This is a genomic window from Cryobacterium sp. MP_M3 (assembly GCF_015752155.1).
Lineage (GTDB): Bacteria > Actinomycetota > Actinomycetes > Actinomycetales > Microbacteriaceae > Cryobacterium.
On the sequence record NZ_JADOVI010000027.1, the window covers coordinates 1 to 17589 of the forward strand.

General features: G+C 62.1%; 18 protein-coding genes. 9 read left to right on the top strand and 9 right to left on the bottom strand.

What is annotated here, in order from left to right; translation table 11 throughout:
* Positions 1–1383: 1383 nt before the first annotated feature.
* The 4 genes from IWX89_RS17495 to IWX89_RS17510 form a co-directional block, all read right to left on the bottom strand.
* Positions 1384–1644, bottom strand: coding sequence for a hypothetical protein (locus tag IWX89_RS17495; RefSeq protein ID WP_196904818.1), 261 nt, complete (start codon positions 1642–1644; stop codon positions 1384–1386).
* 270 nt (positions 1645–1914) lie between these two features.
* Complete coding sequence (locus tag IWX89_RS17500; RefSeq protein WP_196904819.1) at positions 1915–2247, bottom strand: hypothetical protein; 333 nt, start codon at positions 2245–2247, stop codon at positions 1915–1917.
* A gap of 259 nt (positions 2248–2506) precedes the next feature.
* Entirely contained in the window at positions 2507–4312 is a 1806-nt protein-coding gene (locus IWX89_RS17505) for a hypothetical protein (protein ID WP_196904820.1), read from the bottom strand.
* A gap of 105 nt (positions 4313–4417) precedes the next feature.
* Positions 4418–4924 carry a GNAT family N-acetyltransferase gene (locus tag IWX89_RS17510; RefSeq protein ID WP_196904821.1) on the bottom strand — a complete coding sequence of 169 codons (507 nt, stop codon included), beginning with the start codon at positions 4922–4924 and terminating at the stop codon, positions 4418–4420.
* A gap of 208 nt (positions 4925–5132) precedes the next feature.
* On the opposite strand from IWX89_RS17510, the gene IWX89_RS17515 reads away from it, so the two are divergent.
* A complete protein-coding gene (locus IWX89_RS17515; protein WP_196904822.1) occupies positions 5133–5810 on the top strand; it encodes a DUF6226 family protein in 678 nt (225 codons plus the stop codon).
* Between the two features lie 183 nt (positions 5811–5993).
* Here IWX89_RS17515 and IWX89_RS17520 read toward each other — a convergent pair whose 3' ends face one another.
* On the bottom strand, positions 5994–6614 hold the full coding sequence (locus IWX89_RS17520; protein ID WP_231383461.1) for an AbiV family abortive infection protein: 621 nt from the start codon (positions 6612–6614) through the stop codon (positions 5994–5996).
* A 235-nt stretch (positions 6615–6849) separates the two neighbouring features.
* Here IWX89_RS17520 and IWX89_RS17525 point away from each other — a divergent pair, with 235 nt between their 5' ends.
* From IWX89_RS17525 to IWX89_RS17545, 5 genes are all read left to right on the top strand, one after another.
* Positions 6850–7458, top strand: a complete 609-nt coding sequence (locus IWX89_RS17525) for a bifunctional 2-polyprenyl-6-hydroxyphenol methylase/3-demethylubiquinol 3-O-methyltransferase UbiG (protein WP_196904824.1) — start codon at positions 6850–6852, stop codon at positions 7456–7458.
* A gap of 124 nt (positions 7459–7582) precedes the next feature.
* Positions 7583–7852 carry a hypothetical protein gene (locus IWX89_RS17530; protein WP_196904825.1) on the top strand — a complete coding sequence of 90 codons (270 nt, stop codon included), beginning with the start codon at positions 7583–7585 and terminating at the stop codon, positions 7850–7852.
* A 35-nt stretch (positions 7853–7887) separates the two neighbouring features.
* Positions 7888–8436 (top strand): hypothetical protein, encoded by a 549-nt coding sequence (locus tag IWX89_RS17535; protein WP_196904826.1) that lies wholly within the window; start codon positions 7888–7890, stop codon positions 8434–8436.
* 392 nt (positions 8437–8828) lie between these two features.
* Positions 8829–10379 (top strand): murein biosynthesis integral membrane protein MurJ, encoded by a 1551-nt coding sequence (gene murJ, locus IWX89_RS17540; RefSeq protein WP_196904827.1) that lies wholly within the window; start codon positions 8829–8831, stop codon positions 10377–10379.
* Between the two features lie 122 nt (positions 10380–10501).
* Positions 10502–10747, top strand: a complete 246-nt coding sequence (locus IWX89_RS17545; RefSeq protein ID WP_196904828.1) for a hypothetical protein — start codon at positions 10502–10504, stop codon at positions 10745–10747.
* 252 nt (positions 10748–10999) lie between these two features.
* On the opposite strand, the gene IWX89_RS17550 is transcribed toward IWX89_RS17545, so the two are convergent.
* The 4 genes from IWX89_RS17550 to IWX89_RS17565 form a co-directional block, all read right to left on the bottom strand.
* Positions 11000–11902, bottom strand: coding sequence for a metal ABC transporter permease (locus IWX89_RS17550; protein WP_196904829.1), 903 nt, complete (start codon positions 11900–11902; stop codon positions 11000–11002).
* A complete protein-coding gene (locus IWX89_RS17555) occupies positions 11899–12729 on the bottom strand; it encodes an ATP-binding cassette domain-containing protein (RefSeq protein WP_307836617.1) in 831 nt (276 codons plus the stop codon). The genes IWX89_RS17550 and IWX89_RS17555 overlap by 4 nt, the downstream gene beginning before the upstream one ends.
* Before the next feature lie 86 nt (positions 12730–12815).
* Positions 12816–13751: a metal ABC transporter solute-binding protein, Zn/Mn family gene (locus IWX89_RS17560; RefSeq protein WP_196904830.1), complete on the bottom strand. Its 936-nt coding sequence runs from the start codon at positions 13749–13751 to the stop codon at positions 12816–12818.
* 407 nt (positions 13752–14158) lie between these two features.
* Positions 14159–15190, bottom strand: a complete 1032-nt coding sequence (locus IWX89_RS17565) for a GTP-binding protein (RefSeq protein WP_196904831.1) — start codon at positions 15188–15190, stop codon at positions 14159–14161.
* A 47-nt stretch (positions 15191–15237) separates the two neighbouring features.
* Between IWX89_RS17565 and ykgO the strand changes: the two genes are divergently transcribed.
* The 3 genes from ykgO (at position 15238) to IWX89_RS17580 (ending at position 17514) form a co-directional block, all read left to right on the top strand.
* Positions 15238–15360 (top strand): type B 50S ribosomal protein L36, encoded by a 123-nt coding sequence (ykgO, locus tag IWX89_RS17570; RefSeq protein ID WP_196904832.1) that lies wholly within the window; start codon positions 15238–15240, stop codon positions 15358–15360.
* Between the two features lie 104 nt (positions 15361–15464).
* Positions 15465–16859, top strand: a complete 1395-nt coding sequence (locus IWX89_RS17575; protein ID WP_196904833.1) for an Ig-like domain-containing protein — start codon at positions 15465–15467, stop codon at positions 16857–16859.
* 166 nt (positions 16860–17025) lie between these two features.
* Positions 17026–17514 carry a permease gene (locus IWX89_RS17580; protein ID WP_374220538.1) on the top strand — a complete coding sequence of 163 codons (489 nt, stop codon included), beginning with the start codon at positions 17026–17028 and terminating at the stop codon, positions 17512–17514.
* The last annotated feature ends 75 nt before the right edge of the window (positions 17515–17589 follow it).

Here is a 17589-nt window from a genome sequence, read left to right on the forward strand (position 1 = left end):
AAAGCCCCGCCGGAATCCCCCGGCGGGGCTTTTTCAGACCCAGGCATCGTCACCGACGATGACGCCGCCATCGTCAAATAACGCGACGCGCGACAGCTGCGCGAAAGAACAAGAAATAGCGTCCCCGCTGAGAGTTGCTCGGCACGTCGATCGGGGTATCCCGTACGGGGTTCGTTTCGCGGTCCGTGGGCGCACGCAGCCCTAGACCGTTTCGCTAGGACTTTCCCGGTGTCTCTCTGCATCCAGAAAGGACTCGCCGACGGCTGCTCCCCTGGACCAGCACCAAGCCAGCCGCGAGAAAGGAAGCAGCTGAAGTGGCGAGCAGAGCGGTCAACACCACATCGGGTTTCAAGGTCATTGCCCGTCCGGTCGTGGACGTGAATTCGCACTGCAGCCCCAGCGGCATCAGCGTGATCCGGCCAACGATCGGCTGTCCGGGGTCTACGCTTTCGCGAGACGCCGGGAGCGCGTCCACAAGGCACGAATAGCTTGGATCTCGGGCCGCGTAAATCGCCGCAGCTGGCGGCAATGCCATGAAGATGGCCAGCCCGCACAACGCGGTAGCCGCCCATCCTCTCGTTCCCATTTGGCCATGCAACCACATCCCGTTGCGCACGCTGGGACTTTCTCCTCAAGTCGCGGGCAGCGACCGCACAGGGTGAGCAATTACCGGGTTTGCTCTCGCGGTGGCGATCACGGATTGGCATCGCTTGACCGGCAGGTTGCATCAGGCCGAGGCAGTCCTCGTCCCGCACACGGTTGCCTGCCTCAACAAGTCCACCCAGCCCGGCCAGGAAACGGACCTGGCAGCCGTCATGAGCGGCGCAACTCACGTCGATGAGATGAAATCGACTTTGAATAGGCGCGTGATTTTGGCAACCAGAGCAGCACACAACCGAGCACAGTGAGGAGCGACGATAGCACTCCCAACACGGGCGACAACCCTAGCGTAAGTAGCTGAGTCGCTGCGAACACTGTCAGATAGATCACTGGCCAGCGACGCCCCCTAGTCGCAAGAAGCCCGGCTACAACGGGCAGCGCAACAAACCACGCACTAGCCACGGCGAAGCTCACGGCCACCAAGATTATGGTTACGGCCTGCGCTGTAGCCCACGGCGCATTGACGAGTCCCCCTGTCGCGACGATGAAGGCCAGACCAGCGCCTGCCGTGATCGAAAGAAAGGCGTAAGTCACCGCCGCTGGCCTAGCCAGTTGCCCGGAAGCTGACGACCCTACTTTCAAGACCCGGTTGGATTGCTGCATTCGCTTCTTATCCATCGACGTTTGACCTCAATTTACTTTCCCCTTGGGCCCCTACGACCTGGGCTCAGCACAGCTCATCCTCCACGCTCTCCCGGATTTGTCCGGATGCACCGACGCTTCTCAACCCTTGTGAATCAGGTCTACGATTTTCTGGGCGTTGTCGTCTGGAGAGACGCTGATCTGCACATGATCACCCTCCATGGCCTCCATCACCACGACGGCAGCCTGTATCTCCCCGCCGATCTTGATAATCAGGCGCGCCGAATCCCCGGCTTGGACGGCCTTCACCGTGAGGGCGTTAAAGACGACCGCCCCGTCTTCGGTGAACGTCACGTCAACCGCGTTCGACCCCTCACCTTCGGCGATGGTGGCATCCTTCACTCCAGCTCGCTCAAGTGCGGATGGGAGAACAACATTCTCGCCATTGACCTGAACGCATTGCGGGTCCGCCCCATCAGCGCAAGTCTGCGATACCGCCAACTCGATCGCTCCCCCGGCAGCCGACGCTGAGTCACCGGTGCCAACTCCAGCCGAACACCCACTAAGGACCAACACGACAAGTACGACCAGAGAGAGCCTGGATGTTCGAGAAGCCATGAATAACCTTCCTTCGACGCGGGCTGGGGACCGGTCCGGCCGCGGATTGGCGATCTATGAATTGTTCAATTGCACCAGCAGAGTCTCAGCAGCACTGGAGATGCTGCCAATTGCGGAAAGAGTGACGATGCCAGCCACGCCCCAGAACCAGTAACGGTCACTCCGCCCCGCTTTCATCCGGTTGAACGCCAGCCACCAAGCCGCCACCGTCGCCAAGGTGGAGGCGATTACGGTTCCAAACGCCATCCGGACGAAGTCTGCTGCGTCTGGAGCATCCCAGGAGTTGGTCGCGAGCACGATGCAAAACGGAACGATGATCATCCCCACGAATCCGATGAGCACCGGAGACACAGCACGTCGTTTCTGAGTACTCGTCTGCAGTGTCATGCGGTGAGTCTCGCAGGTCTCGCCCCTGCAGACGACGCAACCGTTCCAGCGATCCGCAAAGGGTTCGGCTAACGGGCGGCCCTGCCTGTCGAAATAGGGCCTCGACCGCGCTCTGGTGAGCACCTGAAAAGCCGTCCGCTGATCGTCCCTCTTACGGTCATCTGTCACAAAGAATTCAGAGCTTCAACTACGCCAGCCCACCGAGAAAACGCTGTCTAACGTAGTTGAAGCTCCGAATTCTCAACCGACCCCAATGCATTCATGATTTGGGGTTCGCGAGGGCCCACACAGGCCAGCTCTGCAACATGGCAACCTCGTCGTCTTTGAGCTCTGAGATGGCGAGTTCGAGTTCGTTCGGGTCCTCGACCAGGATCAGCAGGCAGGCTTCCAGTAGGCCGGCCTGCTTGTCCTCCCTGTTCAGAGAGCGCCGCGCTGCACGAATGTCGCGTCGATCCGCATCGCCGAGCGTTCCCAAACGGCGCTGAATCTGCCACCAGTTGATTCGATGTATAAGTGAGTCTGGATCCTCCCCCAGCAACCACTTGCAGAGGTCGATGCACCCCCGGAGAAGATAGGCGCGGTGGCGCCCCTCGCTCATCAGATCTGTGGCCGAGAGAAGTCGAAGCAACGTTAGGTTGGCCATGTTGCGTGCAGCGTCGCGATCCTCAAGCTCCGCGTAGGTAGCCACGATGCCGCGCAACCTCAGATTGAGAACCAAAGCCATGTCTTCCGGCGTCACTGCTTCGTACGCAGTTCCAAGCTCGATCGACTCTGGAGAGCCTCCCTCTTCGACTCGGTAGATACGGTAACGGTCACGTTTGGTGGGGTCGAATGGATCGACGATCAGCCGGAAGTGTTCGTCCTTGGCCGGCATGATAATTACCGTGATTTTGTACGCCCCGATCGCGATGTCATATCGCCCGCTCCCATCTGAGGTCCCTCGCACAGGGCGGTCCTGAACAATTCCCTCGTGGAGAGCGAGGAGCGTCCGTTTCGTTTCGTGGTCTATCTCTATGGTCGAGGTCAGGTCGTCATCGATGCCGAGCTCATCAAACAGTTCGATCAAGCGGGCGAGCTCCGCTCGGACCTTTCGCAATCGGGCTTCCATTTTCGGATCACCATCGTGAGGCTCGTACGCGTCTTCGCCGATGACCAATGGGTTCCCAGCGGCGGATGCGATCATGAAGTCGAAGTTCTTGGTTTGTTCACGCAAGGAGCCTTGATGCGCCGCATCTAGAGTCGCGCTGACCTTGCCGTCCACGAGGTTGAGCCGAAGTTGGAGTCCTTCAGAGAGTTGGACAAGGAGCGTGTTCTCGTCGATTCGACGGCCAGAGCCGTTGGCGAACTCGATACCCCCGCAACTAATCGGGATTGCGAGATCCCGCGCGATAAATTCAGGCGGGAAGATCTCGAGATCAATATCAAGGGCAATCTCGACACCTCCGGGGAGATGAGCGACCACGACGTAGTCGGTTTCGCTCAGCGCAAGGCGCGTGGGAAGAGACTCATCGAAACCGACCAGTGAATGGATCGTCAGACTTTCTGCTTTGTCCAGGAGGTGATCGTTCCGGCTCGCAGCGGCGCTTTGAGAGCGACCGCTCCAGGCGAGGTGGATGATCCCCTCGACCTTCGATGTCTCTGTGGGAAGCCGCGTGAGTTTGATGGAGAACGTCTTCTGCTCGGCGGAACCTTCATCTAAGAGGTGATCAATCTTGAACGGAAGCAGAATCGCGTAAAAGATCTCCCGTTGTACGCCTCCCTTACGCATCGGCACGTAAAAGTAGACACCGCCACCGTGATTGCGGAAAAACCGAAGTACCTCGCGCTCAACCTGAAAGGATTGACTGTCACGCGACGACTTAATCTTCGCTTTGGTTACTCGCCCCTTGACCTGTACGGGAACCCGTCCCCCGTGCGTCTTCTTGCTGTGCTTTTCGGAGGTGTAGAAGTCAATATGGCCGTCCGTAATGGGAGTCCTGTCCCCGGATGCGACCTCGGGAGCTAGCTTCGGGCATGCCGCTATGCGATCGCTTACGGCGTTAACAGCTAGGAGTTCTACGGACATCCTGCAATTCTCACGTACCGGCCGATGTTTCGCCCCCGCGAGCGAACGGAAAGCTAGCCCTAGCGATGAGCGGCTACTTCAATTGGTACCCGCTGAGGGATAGCTCTACGACAACGTGCAGACCATTTGAATTCGGCGTCCGTAACTCGCGCTGCCAGCCTTGATCTCCGCGTTCAGCAGGTCAATATGGAACGCGGTGGCGGGTTCAGTTTCTACGAACCCGCAATCGGTGTAGAAAGGTGCGTTCCAAGGAATCTCCGCAAAGGTTCGCAAGGTGATCTCGCTAAACCTGCGCCGAAGCGCTTCTTGTTTGGCCGCCTCAACCAACGTCCGTCCATAACCGCGTCGTCCATGAGATGGCAGGACAGCGAGCTGTTCCAGGTGAGCCACCTCATTCGTCAGAACAACATGCACAAAGCCCACCGCCTCGCCACCTAAGACTTCAGCCACGACCAAGACGTAGCCGGCGACTATAAGGCGCTCTTGCGCAGGTGGCGCTAGCCGCCACGACTCAGGTTGGAAGCGTTCGAGAAAAAGAGAGTCCGCCTTGTTCTCAATGTCCTCGAGGCGGATCAAGTCGCGAGGCTCAGCCTCGCGAATGGCATGGGTCATCTTGTAAACGTAGTCCGGCACCATGGAACACCTGCGATACCTCCCCGAGGGACGCCGGCGAACGCGTCCCGTACAAGGTTCCTCTGCGATCCCTGAGTGCGAGCACCAAGGCACTCCCCAGCTCACACCAACCGAGCATCGATAGATGCCCGATTGCGGGCCGTCGAACTTCTCGGTGAACCGAACACTGGACGGATAGTTTGTGAGCATGACAGAGTATCGACGCCCCACGTTCCCAGTGGAGATCTACCGGGATGAGCAGGGCCGTCCGATTGACTACGGCAATCGATGGGGAGGAGCGTCTCCGCCCGAAGACGCGTATTCCCGTGTTAGTAATCTGCAGCGGTTCGCGCGGTTGCACGACGTCGCTGACGCACTGATCGAGTGGCTGCAGACCACGTTCGACGTTGCCGTCGACGAAGCCCCAAACGCCGCTGCAGATCTTCTCCAAATGCCAAATGAGGTCGTCCGTGCAGTACGCGTCGTGCCTCGCAACCCGACAGCGGCACCGCTGACATTTGTCCTTACGCCGTTCCCGGGCGTCTACCTTCACGCGGGTTCGCTCAACGACTTCCACTTCCCGGTGTGCGGCTGTGATGCCTGTGACGACGATGTCCTGAATCTGGCGGAAGAGCTCGAATGGACCACCCGCACCGTCGTGTCAGGTGGTTATTCTGAGCGATTCGATCCCGGGCGGGGCGACTGGATTGAATACCGGCTCGAGGAGCCAGGGGTCGGGATGCGATCCGGTCGCAGCCGCACCGAGGACCTGCCCGAGGACATGCCCGAGGACCGGGTCAAGTCCGCGCGATCCGCCCTACCGCCTGCAGGACAGTGGTCCCCCTGGCCATTACTTGCGAAGGGCCAATCCGACGCCCTCGGCTGATCGCCCGAGCCTGCTGTCCCGGTCAGGGTTCCCAAAGGGCACTCCCCCGAAACGTCGGAGCCTCGGCGGCTTGGCGCCGGATCTGCGTCCATGGACGTCCGGGTTACGGGCGCCCGCTACAACGGGCGGTTGCATGTCACATGGGTATAAGCGGTTATACCCATGTGACGTAGGTGGGCCGACCTAATCGTCCGAGCCGCGAGCCAAGACAGCTACGAGCAGTGTCTCAACGTCCTCGGTTGGGGAGACCGGCTTTTTGCCCGTCAGGCTGGCTCGCATATGGTCTTCGACGAGGAACCACTGGATCATGTCAGCGGCCTCCCAGATCTGAAACCTCAGGAGTGGCCTGTCGATCTCATGTGGCACCGTGAACGAGCCATCCGCTCGGAGATCGACGTAGAAGCCCCTCTTCTTCGCCTCGTTGTCCTCTTGGGCGAGGCCCTTCAGATAGGCGGCCAGCGCATCGGGTGCGTGGGCCTTCGCGATTTCGATGTCCACGGCCTCCGAAAATCCCGGGACTTCGACCATTGCGGTCAAGAAGTCGGTGGCCTCTATGAGCTTTGCGAGGTGATTAAGCCCCTTGTTGCGCAGTTCAGGCACCTCGCGCGGCGTTTCGTCACCGTCGTTCCAGGCGTTATAGAACGACTTGTAGACCCAGACCGCCTTGCCCACTTCCTCCTGTGCAAGTACAACCAGCGACTGCGCGCGCGGTGATGGGAACAGGGCGTCTGCATCAATGATGCTCCGCGCCGCGTTGTCCAGGAGTGCCAGCCAGAATGCTCGGGCGGCCGTCGGCGTCAGCATCGTCACGTTGCCAGACTAGACGTCTCGACGACGTGCGGGGACCGTAGGCGGGGAGGCGGGCTCGCTCAGCCAACGCTGCGGTCCTTTGTAAGTCTCGTCACAGGGAAGACCTCGAACGGTTCCCCAGTGACACGGCATCGGCGCGCGTCCTCGCTGGGTTACTTGGCGCCTGATCTGTCGCGGTGGCCGTCCCGTCTTACGGGCACACGGCTCGACCCTGCCTAGACTCGACCGCATGGTCAACAAGGGCAGCACCGCGGCGTACTCACGCCGAGTAAGGGAGTACACCGAACTCTTGGGGTCGATGGCTGCCGTGCACCCATCCGATCTCCAACTCGTTTCCCAGTGGGCCGGCGATGTCGACGGGGAAATAGTCGATGCTGGCTGTGGTCCAGGCCATTGGACCAACTTCCTCACTGAGCAAGGCCATGCTGCTCGCGGAGTCGATTTGGTGCCCGAGTTCGTCACCTACGCCACGAACACCTTTCCCGGCGTGAGCTACACGCTGGGCAGTCTCGACTCGCTCGACGCCGACACGGGCTCAATCGGCGGGATCCTCTCCTGGTACTCCCTCATTCACTACGAGCCCCAGACGATACGGATTCCTCTCCACGAGTTCCGTCGCGCGCTCAACCCCGGCGGCACGCTGCTTGTCGGATTCTTCGAAGGCCAGACGGTCGAGGAATTCGCCCACGCCGTCACGCCGGCCTACCGCTGGCCCGTGGATGACCTCGGCACCGAGTTGAACGCGACCGGTTTCGACGTGGTCGAATCGCACGTCCGGAAGACCGCCGGCCAGCGCCCGGTGGCAGCCATCGTCGCCCGACGCCGCGAAGCCCACTGAGGGATACGAACGAAGGAACTAGCAAATGTTAGACATTCCCTTTTCAACGCGTCAGCGCCGAAGAACGTCAGGGACTGACGTCAGCGTCGCAGTCTCGTTGGCCGTCCTGCAGATCTTGATCGCGGTGATCCTCACCCTCATTTCTCTCATGGAGCAGTTCAACGTCGATGCCTGTGGGTTCTCGCGCCACTGCGACTTTGACCTCTTGACAAGATCAGTTTTTGTCACACCGCTCGCCGCGGTCGGCGCGCTGCTCATTGAGGGTGTCGCCGTCGCCCTTCTGGTCCGCCGTGGCAGTCGTATCTGGTGGGTGCCGGCTGTCGGCATAGTGGTGGTGATAGTGGGCTACGTGGTGGCCCACGTGCTCAATGCTGTGGCCACGGGAGTTGCATAGTTCGTTCCCTTTCTTCCTTTGGGTAGCCTGACGACATGTGGGACACCATGAGCGCCAGTCGCGAAAAACGTGAGGAATTACACGAGCTATACCTCCGGGGACTTAAACCGGCGCAAGTGCATCTTCGGAGTCGGTTGAACGGGCCGAGCGATCCGCAACTCGACGGCAGCGTCGAAAGCCTGGACGCCGTGAACGAGTGGTTCCTGGCCCATATCAAGGAGCGTCACGAAACGCAGCGCGCAGAACTGCCATCGTGGTGGGACCCCTCGAGACCCACCTCCGAGAGAGGTGCCCCGGGGAGTGGCCCGTTCACGTCAGCGCAGCTTGCCCTGATCGATGAGGTGCAGGCTTACTTCGGGGAAGTCTTGACTGCGACCTTCCCTGATGCGGAATGGGTGATCTATAAGGGCCACAAGAATGACTTCAGGAACGGTTTGACAATGCTCCAGCTCGGTAAGGGACGTCCCTTTCCAGTCCGTGACATGGTTTACAAGGAAGCTCTTGGCGTTGTTCTCTCCGGGCGCGACGTGGCGGTCGACACCTTGTCCCGCTTGGTGCTGGAAGAGTCAGCCGCGCGCGCATGAGCCCGTGCAGAACACAATGAACGCCAGCCCCGAGAAAGCCGCGGAGCTGCACAACGCGAACCACCAGAACTCAAGCCGTCACACCAGCGGTTTCGGGCCCGCTCGACCGGGCCGAACAACCCGCAACTCGATGGCAGCGTTGAAGGCCTGGACACCATGAATGTTCCTGCCCGCATCTTGTAACAACCAAGACCCCTCACCTGTGAACAAACTCTCAGGAGTTGCCGCCCGTTAAGGGTTGGGGTCCGCGACGGCAGATTTGCGACTGGGTTGGTGCTGGTTCCTCGGCCGCTGTGGGAATGTTAGCGAATGGGGGATTTCATATCGGCCTGCCGACCGTGCGGGGCTAGTCCGGAGCCTGGCCGATGAGTGCGCGCGGCTCGATTGGGTCGATGATGGCCGCCACGCTCGTCTCCCGGGCGCTCGGTTTCCTCAAGGCAATTCTGCTCGTAGCCGCGATCGGAGGCACGAGCGAGGCGATCGGTGGGCAAACGTTTGAAATCGCGACCTCAGCACCCACCTACCTCTTCGCTCTGATCGCTGGCGGCGTCCTGGGCGCGGTGCTTGTCCCGCAGATCGTTCGAAACCTTCACGACGGCCCGGCTGGCCAGGAGAACACGGACCGGCTCCTCACGATCGTTCTCGTGGGTGGGGCCGTGGCCACAGTCGTCCTCACGCTGTGCGCTCCGGGAATTGTCTGGATCTACGCAACGCCCTGGTCGGCGCAGTGGCGGGGACTCGCAACGTCGATGGCGTACTGGTGCTTGCCGCAGATCTTCTTCCTCATCGCTTTCGCCGTCCTGTCTCAGGTCCTGAACGCACGCGGTGTGTTCGGGGCCCCCGCGTGGGCCCCCGCAGTCTCCAACCTGCTGGGGATCAGCGGAATCCTGGTCTTCCTTTTCCTGCTGCCGACCGGGCTGGGCACGGTGGACTCGTGGAGTCCCCTGATGATCGCGGTGCTCAGTGGCTCGGCTACCTTGGCCATCGCCATCCAGGCTCTGCTGCTCCTCATCCCGCTGCGGAGAATCGGGTTTCGTATCCGGCTTCGCTGGGGCTTTGGTGGTCTCGGGCATATGTCGACCCTGGCGGGCTGGACTCTCCTTGGGGTCATCGCGGGCCAGGCCGCGTACCTGGTCACGTCGAACGTCGCCAGTAACGCCGGGAAGACCCTCAACGAGTTGGGCGTCGACGGCCCCAGCCTGAACTCCCTCTCGATGGCGTACCTGCTGATGCTCCTGCCCCACGGGATCGTCACCGTGTCGCTGACAACAGCCCTCTACACACGGATGAGCGGATCCGCCGCACGAAACAACCTCGCCGAGATTGACGCACTCTCCACCCTGGCCAGCAAACCAGTCGCTTACATCGCGATCGCCGCCAGTGCAGCTTTCGTGGCGCTGGGCCCGCTGATTACCGAGGTGCTCTTTGGCAAGCCGATCATTGGGCACGTACTCCAGGTTCTAGCAATCGGGCTCATCGGGTTCAGCCAGGCCTACGTGCTCAACCGAACATCATTCGCGCTGCAGGATGCCCGCGGCCCTTTCACCACCCAACTCGTCATCGCCGCACTCTCCGCCGCCAGCGCCGCAGCAGCGCTCCTCCTTCCACCTGAACTCACCGTGATCGGAATCGCAGCAGGAATCTCCATCGCCAACTTCGCCGGCTGGCTAACCGCGCACCTGTCGCTACGGCGAACCCTTCAAAACCGCGGTCACGTCCCCACCGGTCAACGGCCCCTCGCGCTCGGATACGCCCGACTGCTCGCCGCGGCCATAGTCAGTACCGCTGCCGGGTTATCACTGATGGCCTACACCGGCACACCAACAGGCTTCGTCGGCCAGGCCGCCCTCCTGGCGGCCGCGGGTACAGGCGTTCTGACAGTCTTCATCGCGGTGAGCTGGATACTCGGCGACCGAACACTGAACAACCTGCGCCGAAGGTAGCCACCACAGCGGCCGTGGTCCCAACCGCCCACACAGCAGAGCGGACTGCCCGCGTAAGGTTCCCTGTCGAACAATGCCAACAGGCGCCAACTATTCGTCATTCGTTGTGCTTTACTCGTGACATGGCAGCACGGTTGTTGTTCCTGGTCGGGATTGCGGCAGCCGTCATTGGACTGTTTGGGACGGTTCTGTATTTGTTCCAGCCCTGGCGAACGTGCCCTTACGACGATTCGCCGGCAGCGTGCGCCATGCTCCCCGGCGATGCGGCGGTGATGGCGGCCGCGTTCGCTCTCCTGTGTGTCGGCGTCGTGACCGTCGTCATCGCGCTCATCGTTCGAACTCAGACCCAGAGCCGAAGCTCGGTCTGACCTGGGCCCGTGTGATTGCGCTCGTGAGCGTGGACCGATAGACCTTCCTCTTGGAGCACCCCTGAGACCTGGGCGCCGCAAGGCTCGCTTTTTGCACCCTCGCGCATTTGGCTCGATACGCACTCCTCTCGATCACCGAGTGCAACCCAGAATGAGAAGCTTTGTTGACTGGCCACACCGGAACCACGAGTCTGCCCAGTCCGTCGTCGGCAGCCGATGACTCTTCTGAGCCCGCGTGAATTTCGCGCCTCGTCATCGGTTGCTCACTCTTCCGGCCGCAACGCCCAGTCGGCCAATCGCACCCGTCTTCGCCCGTCGTGCGCCGATGATCCGGCACACGACGTAGATAAGGAACGAGATCGTCGTGACATACGGGCTGATCGGTAGCCCACCGCCGAGCGCGAGCAGGATACCGCCGACGATAGAGGTCACCGCGAAAACCACGCTCAGCAACGGTGTGAGCACCGGTGACGAGGTGACCCTCATTGCGGCCGCTGCGGGAGTCACCAGCAGAGACAGCACCAACAGCGCGCCGACTACCTGGATCGAGACGGCGGTGGCGAGGCCGAGGAGCACCATGAACACAACCGCGAGGGTCGTGACCGGCACTCCGCGCGCCTGCGCGACGTCCGCGTCGATGCTCGCGAAGGTCAGCGGCCGCCACATGATCAGCAGCCCCAGGATGACGACGATCGAGATGGCAGTGAGCATGGCGAGTTGAGGGTTGTCGACCGACACTATCTGCCCGGTCAGCAGGCCGAACTTGTTGGCGCTTCGGCCCTTGTTCAAGGCGAGGAAGAGGATGCCGAGACCGAGTCCGAACGGCATCAGAACCGCAATGATCGAGTTGCGTTCCCGCGCCCGCGCGCCGAAAACACCGATCAGCAGCGCGGCGAGCATGGAGCCCACCATCGATCCGGCCAACACGTTGACGCCGAACAGCAGCGCGGCGGATGCTCCGGCGAAGGAGAGCTCACTGACCCCGTGCACCGCGAAGGCCAGGTCCCGCATCATGATGAATGGTCCGATGAGGCCGCCTACAACGCCGAGGACGGCGCCGGCAATGATCGAATTGCGCACGAGGACCAGGAGCTCGCCGTAGTTGGCGAATCCGAAAATCTGCGACCAGAGGTCTTGGTTGTCTAGGGGGTTCATGGGTGACTCCGCCCGATGCCAGTGTCGAGGTGGTCGTGCACCCCTGGCTCCTCGGGGGTGCCGAGCACGACGATGCGGCCGCGGCTCCGGATCACTTCGACCGGGGTGTCGTACATCTCGGAGAGCACCTCTGAACGGAGGACCTCGTCCGGTGTGCCGATTCGGAAACGCCCCCCGGCGAGGTAAAGCACGCGGTCGACGAAACTGAGGACCGGGTTCACGTCGTGAGTGACGAAGACTACCGCCGTGCCGAGCGCCTGGCGCTGGGCGTCGATCAGTTCGCTCACACCGCGTTGATGGTGCAGATCCAGCGAGAGCAGGGGCTCATCACAGAGCAGCAACCGGGGATTGCCCGCGATCGCCTGGCCCACGCGGATGCGCTGCTGCTCACCACCGGAAAGGGTCGCCACGGGTGCGGCGGCGTAGTCGGTGGCGCCGACCGCGGCCAGAACCCGGTCGACGTGCTCGCGCACCGTCTGGGAGGAGACCGGAAGGCCCCACCGGTGGCCGTTCACCCCGAACGCGATCAGGTCGCGCGCGCGCAGAGGGGTGCCCTGTTCGAAAAGCTTCTGCTGCGGGATGTAGCCGATTCGGCGGTTTCCACGCCCGACCGGTTGGCCAAGGAACGTGATTGTTCCCTCGCTCAGGCGTTCCTGGCCGAGGATGGTCTTCAGCAGGCTCGTCTTGCCGGTTCCGTTGGGCCCGAGTACGGCGAGGAACTCGCCGGGGCGCACGTCGAGGTCGAGGTCATGCCAGAGTCGGCGGGTTCCGTAGGCGAGAGAAGCCGAGCGGAGGCTGAGCACTGGTGGAGCGATGTTGTTGGCCACGAGGCCCTTCCCGACCACCCGGTGTGGCTGTCGCCCGGCCTCAGTTAGGCCCGGTTACACCTGTCGGTGATCTGTAGTGGTTGTGGCTACTTCAGCGCCGTCGCGACGGCATCCACGTTGTCGGTCATCCAGCTGAGGTAACTTTTGCCGTTTGGAAGGGTCTCCGTCACCGAGACGATCGCAATCCCGGCGGCCTTCGCCGCGGCAAGGACTTTCTCGGTTTCCGGTCCGGTGGTCTGCTCGTTGTATGCCAGCAGCGAGACCGTCTTCTCACTGAATAGGGCCAGCGTTTTTTGCATAACGGTGGGGGCGACATCCGTGCCCTCTTCAATCGCCTCGCTGAACTCGACCGGGGTTTTGTTGATCAGGCCGGCGGCGCTCAGCAGGTATAGCGGAACCGGTTCGGTGATGGCCACGCCGGAGCCGGCTGCGGAACCCGTCTTGAGTGCGGCAGTGTCCGCCGCCAGCACGTCGACTGCGGCTCCGAAGGCCTTCTCGTTTGCGATGAACGTGTCGGAGTTGGCCGGGTCGAGCTTGGAGAACGTCTTCGTGATTTCAGCGGCGACCTTTTTGACCGTCGGGAAGTCGTACCAGACGTGTTCGTTCAGCTCGCCTGTCGCGGGCTCTTGGTCAAAACCGGAGATGTCGACTGCGTTCAGGACGGTGGCCGTCGTATTGTCGGCGCCCCTGAGCAGAGTCTCGACGTAGTCATCGTAGCCGCCGCCGTTTTCGACCACGACGTCGGCCTTTGAGAGAGCTAATTGCACTTGCGCGTCCGCCTCGAATGAGTGCGGGTCCTGAGCGGGGTCGGAGATCAGCGAAGAAACATTGATAGCGTCCCCGCCAATCTGGGCGGCGATGTCGCCCCACACGTTCGTCGAGGCGACGACAGCAATTTTTGCGCCGTCGGTTGTGCCGTCAGTTGCGCCGTCGGTGGACGGCGTGGCCGAGCAACCTGCGAGGGTGAGGGCGAGGAGGGCGAACCCGGTGAGGAGGTTTGCACTATGGCTGGGGAGGCGCATGCGGGTGTCTTTCTAGGAAAATTCACTATTGATAATGATAATCATATGCTTTATTTATGAGTAGAACGAGCCGCCGGACCGCGCTACCGTCACAGATGACCACGGGAATGACTCCGGATTGTGGAGTCGCATTGCGATGCGGCCATGAGCGTGATGAACTTTTGACCGAAAAGCGATCGCGGTGTGGCTGAGCGTGTTGACTGTTCGCAGATCTGTCCTCCGTGTCTCGCCACCAAGGAGATGTCATATCACTGGCTGCAGTCCACGCCGTGTACGCCGTCACCGAGCACTAGTACGGTGAGACGTGTGGACATCAGGTGGTGGAGCACGAAGGCCACAAACGCGCGGCGCATGTCGACCACTAGGAGGAGCGCTGAGCACTTGCCGGAAAAACTCGGCTATCCGATTTAGGTGTGGCCGAGGTCCCAGCTCGGGAAGGGGTCTGCCAGGGTGCTCCAGTACATAGGACCGCCGATGAACTCCTGATCGGTCAGCAGGCAGGCGTTTAGATTCCTCGTTAGCCTGGTCGCATCGAGGCTGACGCCGAAGAAGGCGATTTCCTGTCCCCACGGCGACTGCGGATCGTGGGAGCCCATCGAGGTCGGTTCGAAAGCTATGGTTGGCCCGGCGCTGTTCCAAGATCCCACGACGTATGGCCGGGTGGCGAGCCGGAACAGCCCGCGCGAGCGCAAGATCTCGCCGGCCTCGTCGGAGTGCTTGGCGAGGAAGGCGGCCAGTCGGCCGGGGTGGAACGGTCGCGGATCGCGGTAGACCGCGCAGCGCAGACCGGAGGTGCTCGAGGCGAGCAGGCCCTCGCCGTTGAGTTGGCGTATCCAACCGGGGCTCTGTTGCAACCAGGCCAGCATGTCCTCCCTCGGGGGGAGCCAAGGAGAGATTGCGCTGTGGCCGTGCCGGGCGAAGATAACGTGGCTGGCCGGGTTGAGCAGTCGGACGAAGTCGCGCAGGTCGGCGCACTCGCCTTGGTCGGCGAGGTCGGTCTTGTTGATGACGACGACGCTGGCCCATTCGATCTGTTCCACGAGCGCGTCCGCGACGGTGCGGTCGTGCTCGCCATGGCTGGCGCAGGCAACCGGTGGCAAGGGCGCGAGCGCGTCGCTTCGGATGTCCCGCCAGAACCGGGACGCATCGAGCACGCTCACGAAGCTGCCGAGTCGGAGGCGACGGAGTTCAGGAAACGGCGTGCCATCGTTTGCTGCCGCGAGGACCGCGATGGCCACCTCGAGCGGACCGGCCGAGGGGTGGAGTTCAAGCATCACCTCGGAACGGCCGTGGTTGTGCGCTATCGCCATGGCGATGGCATCCTGGTCCGCCCCGGAGAGGCCGACCGTGGCGGCCCCGCTCGCGCGAGCAGTCGACGATTTGCCGGAGCCGGTGAGGCCGCTGACCAGGTTGACGGTGAGAAATGGATGCGCCTTCATGACTGTTACTCTAATTGATATTCGTTCTCAATAAGAATCGAGCGGGCATGAAAATTCGGAATTCCCTTAAGGCATTGAAGAAGCTTCCCGGTGCCCAAATCGTGCGGCGCCACGGTCGAGTGTTCGTGATAAACAGGAGGAACCCTCGGATGAAGGCACGACAGGGCTGATAGCGCAGCGGGTCGGCGCCGTGCGACCTGGGTCGCCGCCGGTATTGTTGAGGTCGATGGTGGCCAGGAGCACGACTACGGAGAATCCGCGTTCAGCCCGGCGCGTGAGTCGTGACTTCGTGCGCTTTCTCTCCGGGACGATCGCGATCCTCGCCCTCCTCGCCGCGGGTTTGGCAGTCGCGAACTTCACCCAGGGACCTCGGCTCACCGCTTCGCAGATCAACCTCGACGCCTCCATCGAGCGCATCGGCGCACGGCTGTCCCTCACCGCTGACCAGCCCCTCGCCGCCGGTGCCGCCCGCAGCGTGACCGTGGATCCAAAGACAGATACCACGTCGACCGTTTCCGGCAACACGCTAACCGTCGAGTTCACCGGCATCCTCCGCTACAACACCCGCTACACCGTGACGGTGGACGGGGTCACCGGCACCTTCAACGATGCTGCTTCGACCCTGCGCCACTCGTTCACGACTCCCGACAGCCGGATTTACGCCCTCCAGCGTGACCAGCGACTCGATGCCGCCGGAGCCAAGCGCCCGGACGCTGTGCGCCGCACGACCCTGCGCGGCCGAGGCGATGGCGAAGTCGTCTTCAGCGCTCCCCGCATCCAGGAATACGCCGCGCTCGACGCGCACCTCGCCGCCGTCACCCTCGATGGAGACGGCAAGGCCTCACTCGAAGTGGTGTCGTTCTCCGGCGGCAGTACCGTGACCGTCCCGTTGCCCTCGGCGGGCACCGTCTCTCATTTGCGCGCGTCGCCCTCGAAACACCTGATCGGCTACGCCTTCACCAGTGATCCCGCCGCCCGTGGGCGGCACTTCGAGAACACACCGTTCACCTACGATCTCACGGAGTCCTCTGGCTTGCCCAGGGAAGTCACGGGGTTTGACGGGCTGCCCATGTCCGTGCTGGACCTGGACTTCGTTCCCGGCACGACGTCGCTCGTCGTGCAGGCCTACAGCCAAACGCTCTACCTTATGCAGGCGATCGGCGACGCGAGTCCTACTCCTCTGGGCATCCACAGCGAAATGCGCGGCTTCATCCCCGGAACGCGCTCCCTCGTCGTCGCCGACCCGACACAGGGCTCAGCGATCGACCTCGACGACGGCAAGGTGACAACCCTCGACCTTGCCGCGAGCGTTCTCAGCGAGAAGGCGTACCCCGGAAAGCTCACCCTGATCGATGGGAAGGGGCGCTACGCGCAGCTCTTCCTCCGGCCGACGATGAACGCCAACGTCCTCAACCCGGCGATCACAGTGACCGGGGACACCGGCTCAAAGATCGTACTCGCCCCCGCCTCCAATGCCTCCCGCGTGCGGGATTTCTGCGTCTCCCCGAATGGACAGTACCTCGCCGTGGAAACCATCTCGGCCGAAGGAATCGCCGACAACTACTCGTCAGTTCCGGCATTCACTGCGATGTCGACCGTCTTCCTCGACTTGACAACGGGCACCAGCACTCGAGGCGTGACCGGTTTCCAGCCGAACTGGTGCGGATGACTCTCCAGACGGCGGCATCGAAAATGAACCCGGCAAGTACGCTGTGCAGATGAGTCAGACGATCGCGCCCCGGCCACAGAGCGCCCGGAATCCCCCCTTGCGCCGGCGGAGCGGAACGGGCCTGGTTGTGGGCCTCGGCACCGTAGCCGTGTTTATCCTGATCCGGATGTTCGCGCCCACGACGATCACCGGCGTCGGCCTCGGCGACGCCGCACGCGACTTCGTCACCCTGTCTATCAGCGTGATCATTGAGTCCCTCCCGTTCGTCTTCCTCGGGATCCTGCTCTCCACCGTCGTGCAAGTCTGGCTACCGGAGGGATTCCTGCTCCGCCGTCTGCCAGCGAACCCGGTCGCTCGGCGGGTCGTGCTCTCGCTGCTGGGAATGCTGTTGCCGGTCTGTGAATGCGGCAACGTGCCGCTCGCACGCGGTCTCATCGCCAAGGGGTTGACGGTCGCCGAGTCGATGACGTTCCTGTTCGCGGCGCCGATCCTCAACCCCATCACCATCATCACCACCCAGCAGGCATTCGGCTGGGACAGCCCGATCCTCATCTCGCGCATCCTCGGCGGCTTCCTCATCGCCAACCTCGTCGGCTGGATCTACAGTCGGCATCCGAGGCCGGAAGTCCTCCTAACCCCAATACCGTTCAGTTAAGCTTGCCCGTGTTACGTTGGGGGTATGGCGCGTACGGGGTGGGTGAAGCCGGTCTCTGATCGCCGGTTGTCGGAT

Excerpts from the sequence above, each read along its gene's own strand:
- IWX89_RS17500 (WP_196904819.1), bottom strand. The coding sequence starts at position 2,247 with ATGACACTGCAGACGAGTACTCAGAAACGACGTGCTGTGTCTCCGGTG.
- IWX89_RS17505 (WP_196904820.1), bottom strand. The coding sequence starts at position 4,312 with ATGTCCGTAGAACTCCTAGCTGTTAACGCCGTAAGCGATCGCATAGCG.
- IWX89_RS17510 (WP_196904821.1), bottom strand. The coding sequence starts at position 4,924 with ATGACCCATGCCATTCGCGAGGCTGAGCCTCGCGACTTGATCCGCCTC.
- IWX89_RS17515 (WP_196904822.1), top strand. The coding sequence starts at position 5,133 with ATGACAGAGTATCGACGCCCCACGTTCCCAGTGGAGATCTACCGGGAT.
- IWX89_RS17520 (WP_231383461.1), bottom strand. The coding sequence starts at position 6,614 with ATGCTGACGCCGACGGCCGCCCGAGCATTCTGGCTGGCACTCCTGGAC.
- IWX89_RS17525 (WP_196904824.1), top strand. The coding sequence starts at position 6,850 with ATGGTCAACAAGGGCAGCACCGCGGCGTACTCACGCCGAGTAAGGGAG.
- IWX89_RS17535 (WP_196904826.1), top strand. The coding sequence starts at position 7,888 with ATGTGGGACACCATGAGCGCCAGTCGCGAAAAACGTGAGGAATTACAC.
- murJ (WP_196904827.1), top strand. The coding sequence starts at position 8,829 with ATGATGGCCGCCACGCTCGTCTCCCGGGCGCTCGGTTTCCTCAAGGCA.
- IWX89_RS17545 (WP_196904828.1), top strand. The coding sequence starts at position 10,502 with ATGGCAGCACGGTTGTTGTTCCTGGTCGGGATTGCGGCAGCCGTCATT.
- IWX89_RS17550 (WP_196904829.1), bottom strand. The coding sequence starts at position 11,902 with ATGAACCCCCTAGACAACCAAGACCTCTGGTCGCAGATTTTCGGATTC.
- IWX89_RS17560 (WP_196904830.1), bottom strand. The coding sequence starts at position 13,751 with ATGCGCCTCCCCAGCCATAGTGCAAACCTCCTCACCGGGTTCGCCCTC.
- IWX89_RS17565 (WP_196904831.1), bottom strand. The coding sequence starts at position 15,190 with ATGAAGGCGCATCCATTTCTCACCGTCAACCTGGTCAGCGGCCTCACC.
- ykgO (WP_196904832.1), top strand. The coding sequence starts at position 15,238 with ATGAAAATTCGGAATTCCCTTAAGGCATTGAAGAAGCTTCCCGGTGCC.
- IWX89_RS17580 (WP_374220538.1), top strand. The coding sequence starts at position 17,026 with ATGTTCGCGCCCACGACGATCACCGGCGTCGGCCTCGGCGACGCCGCA.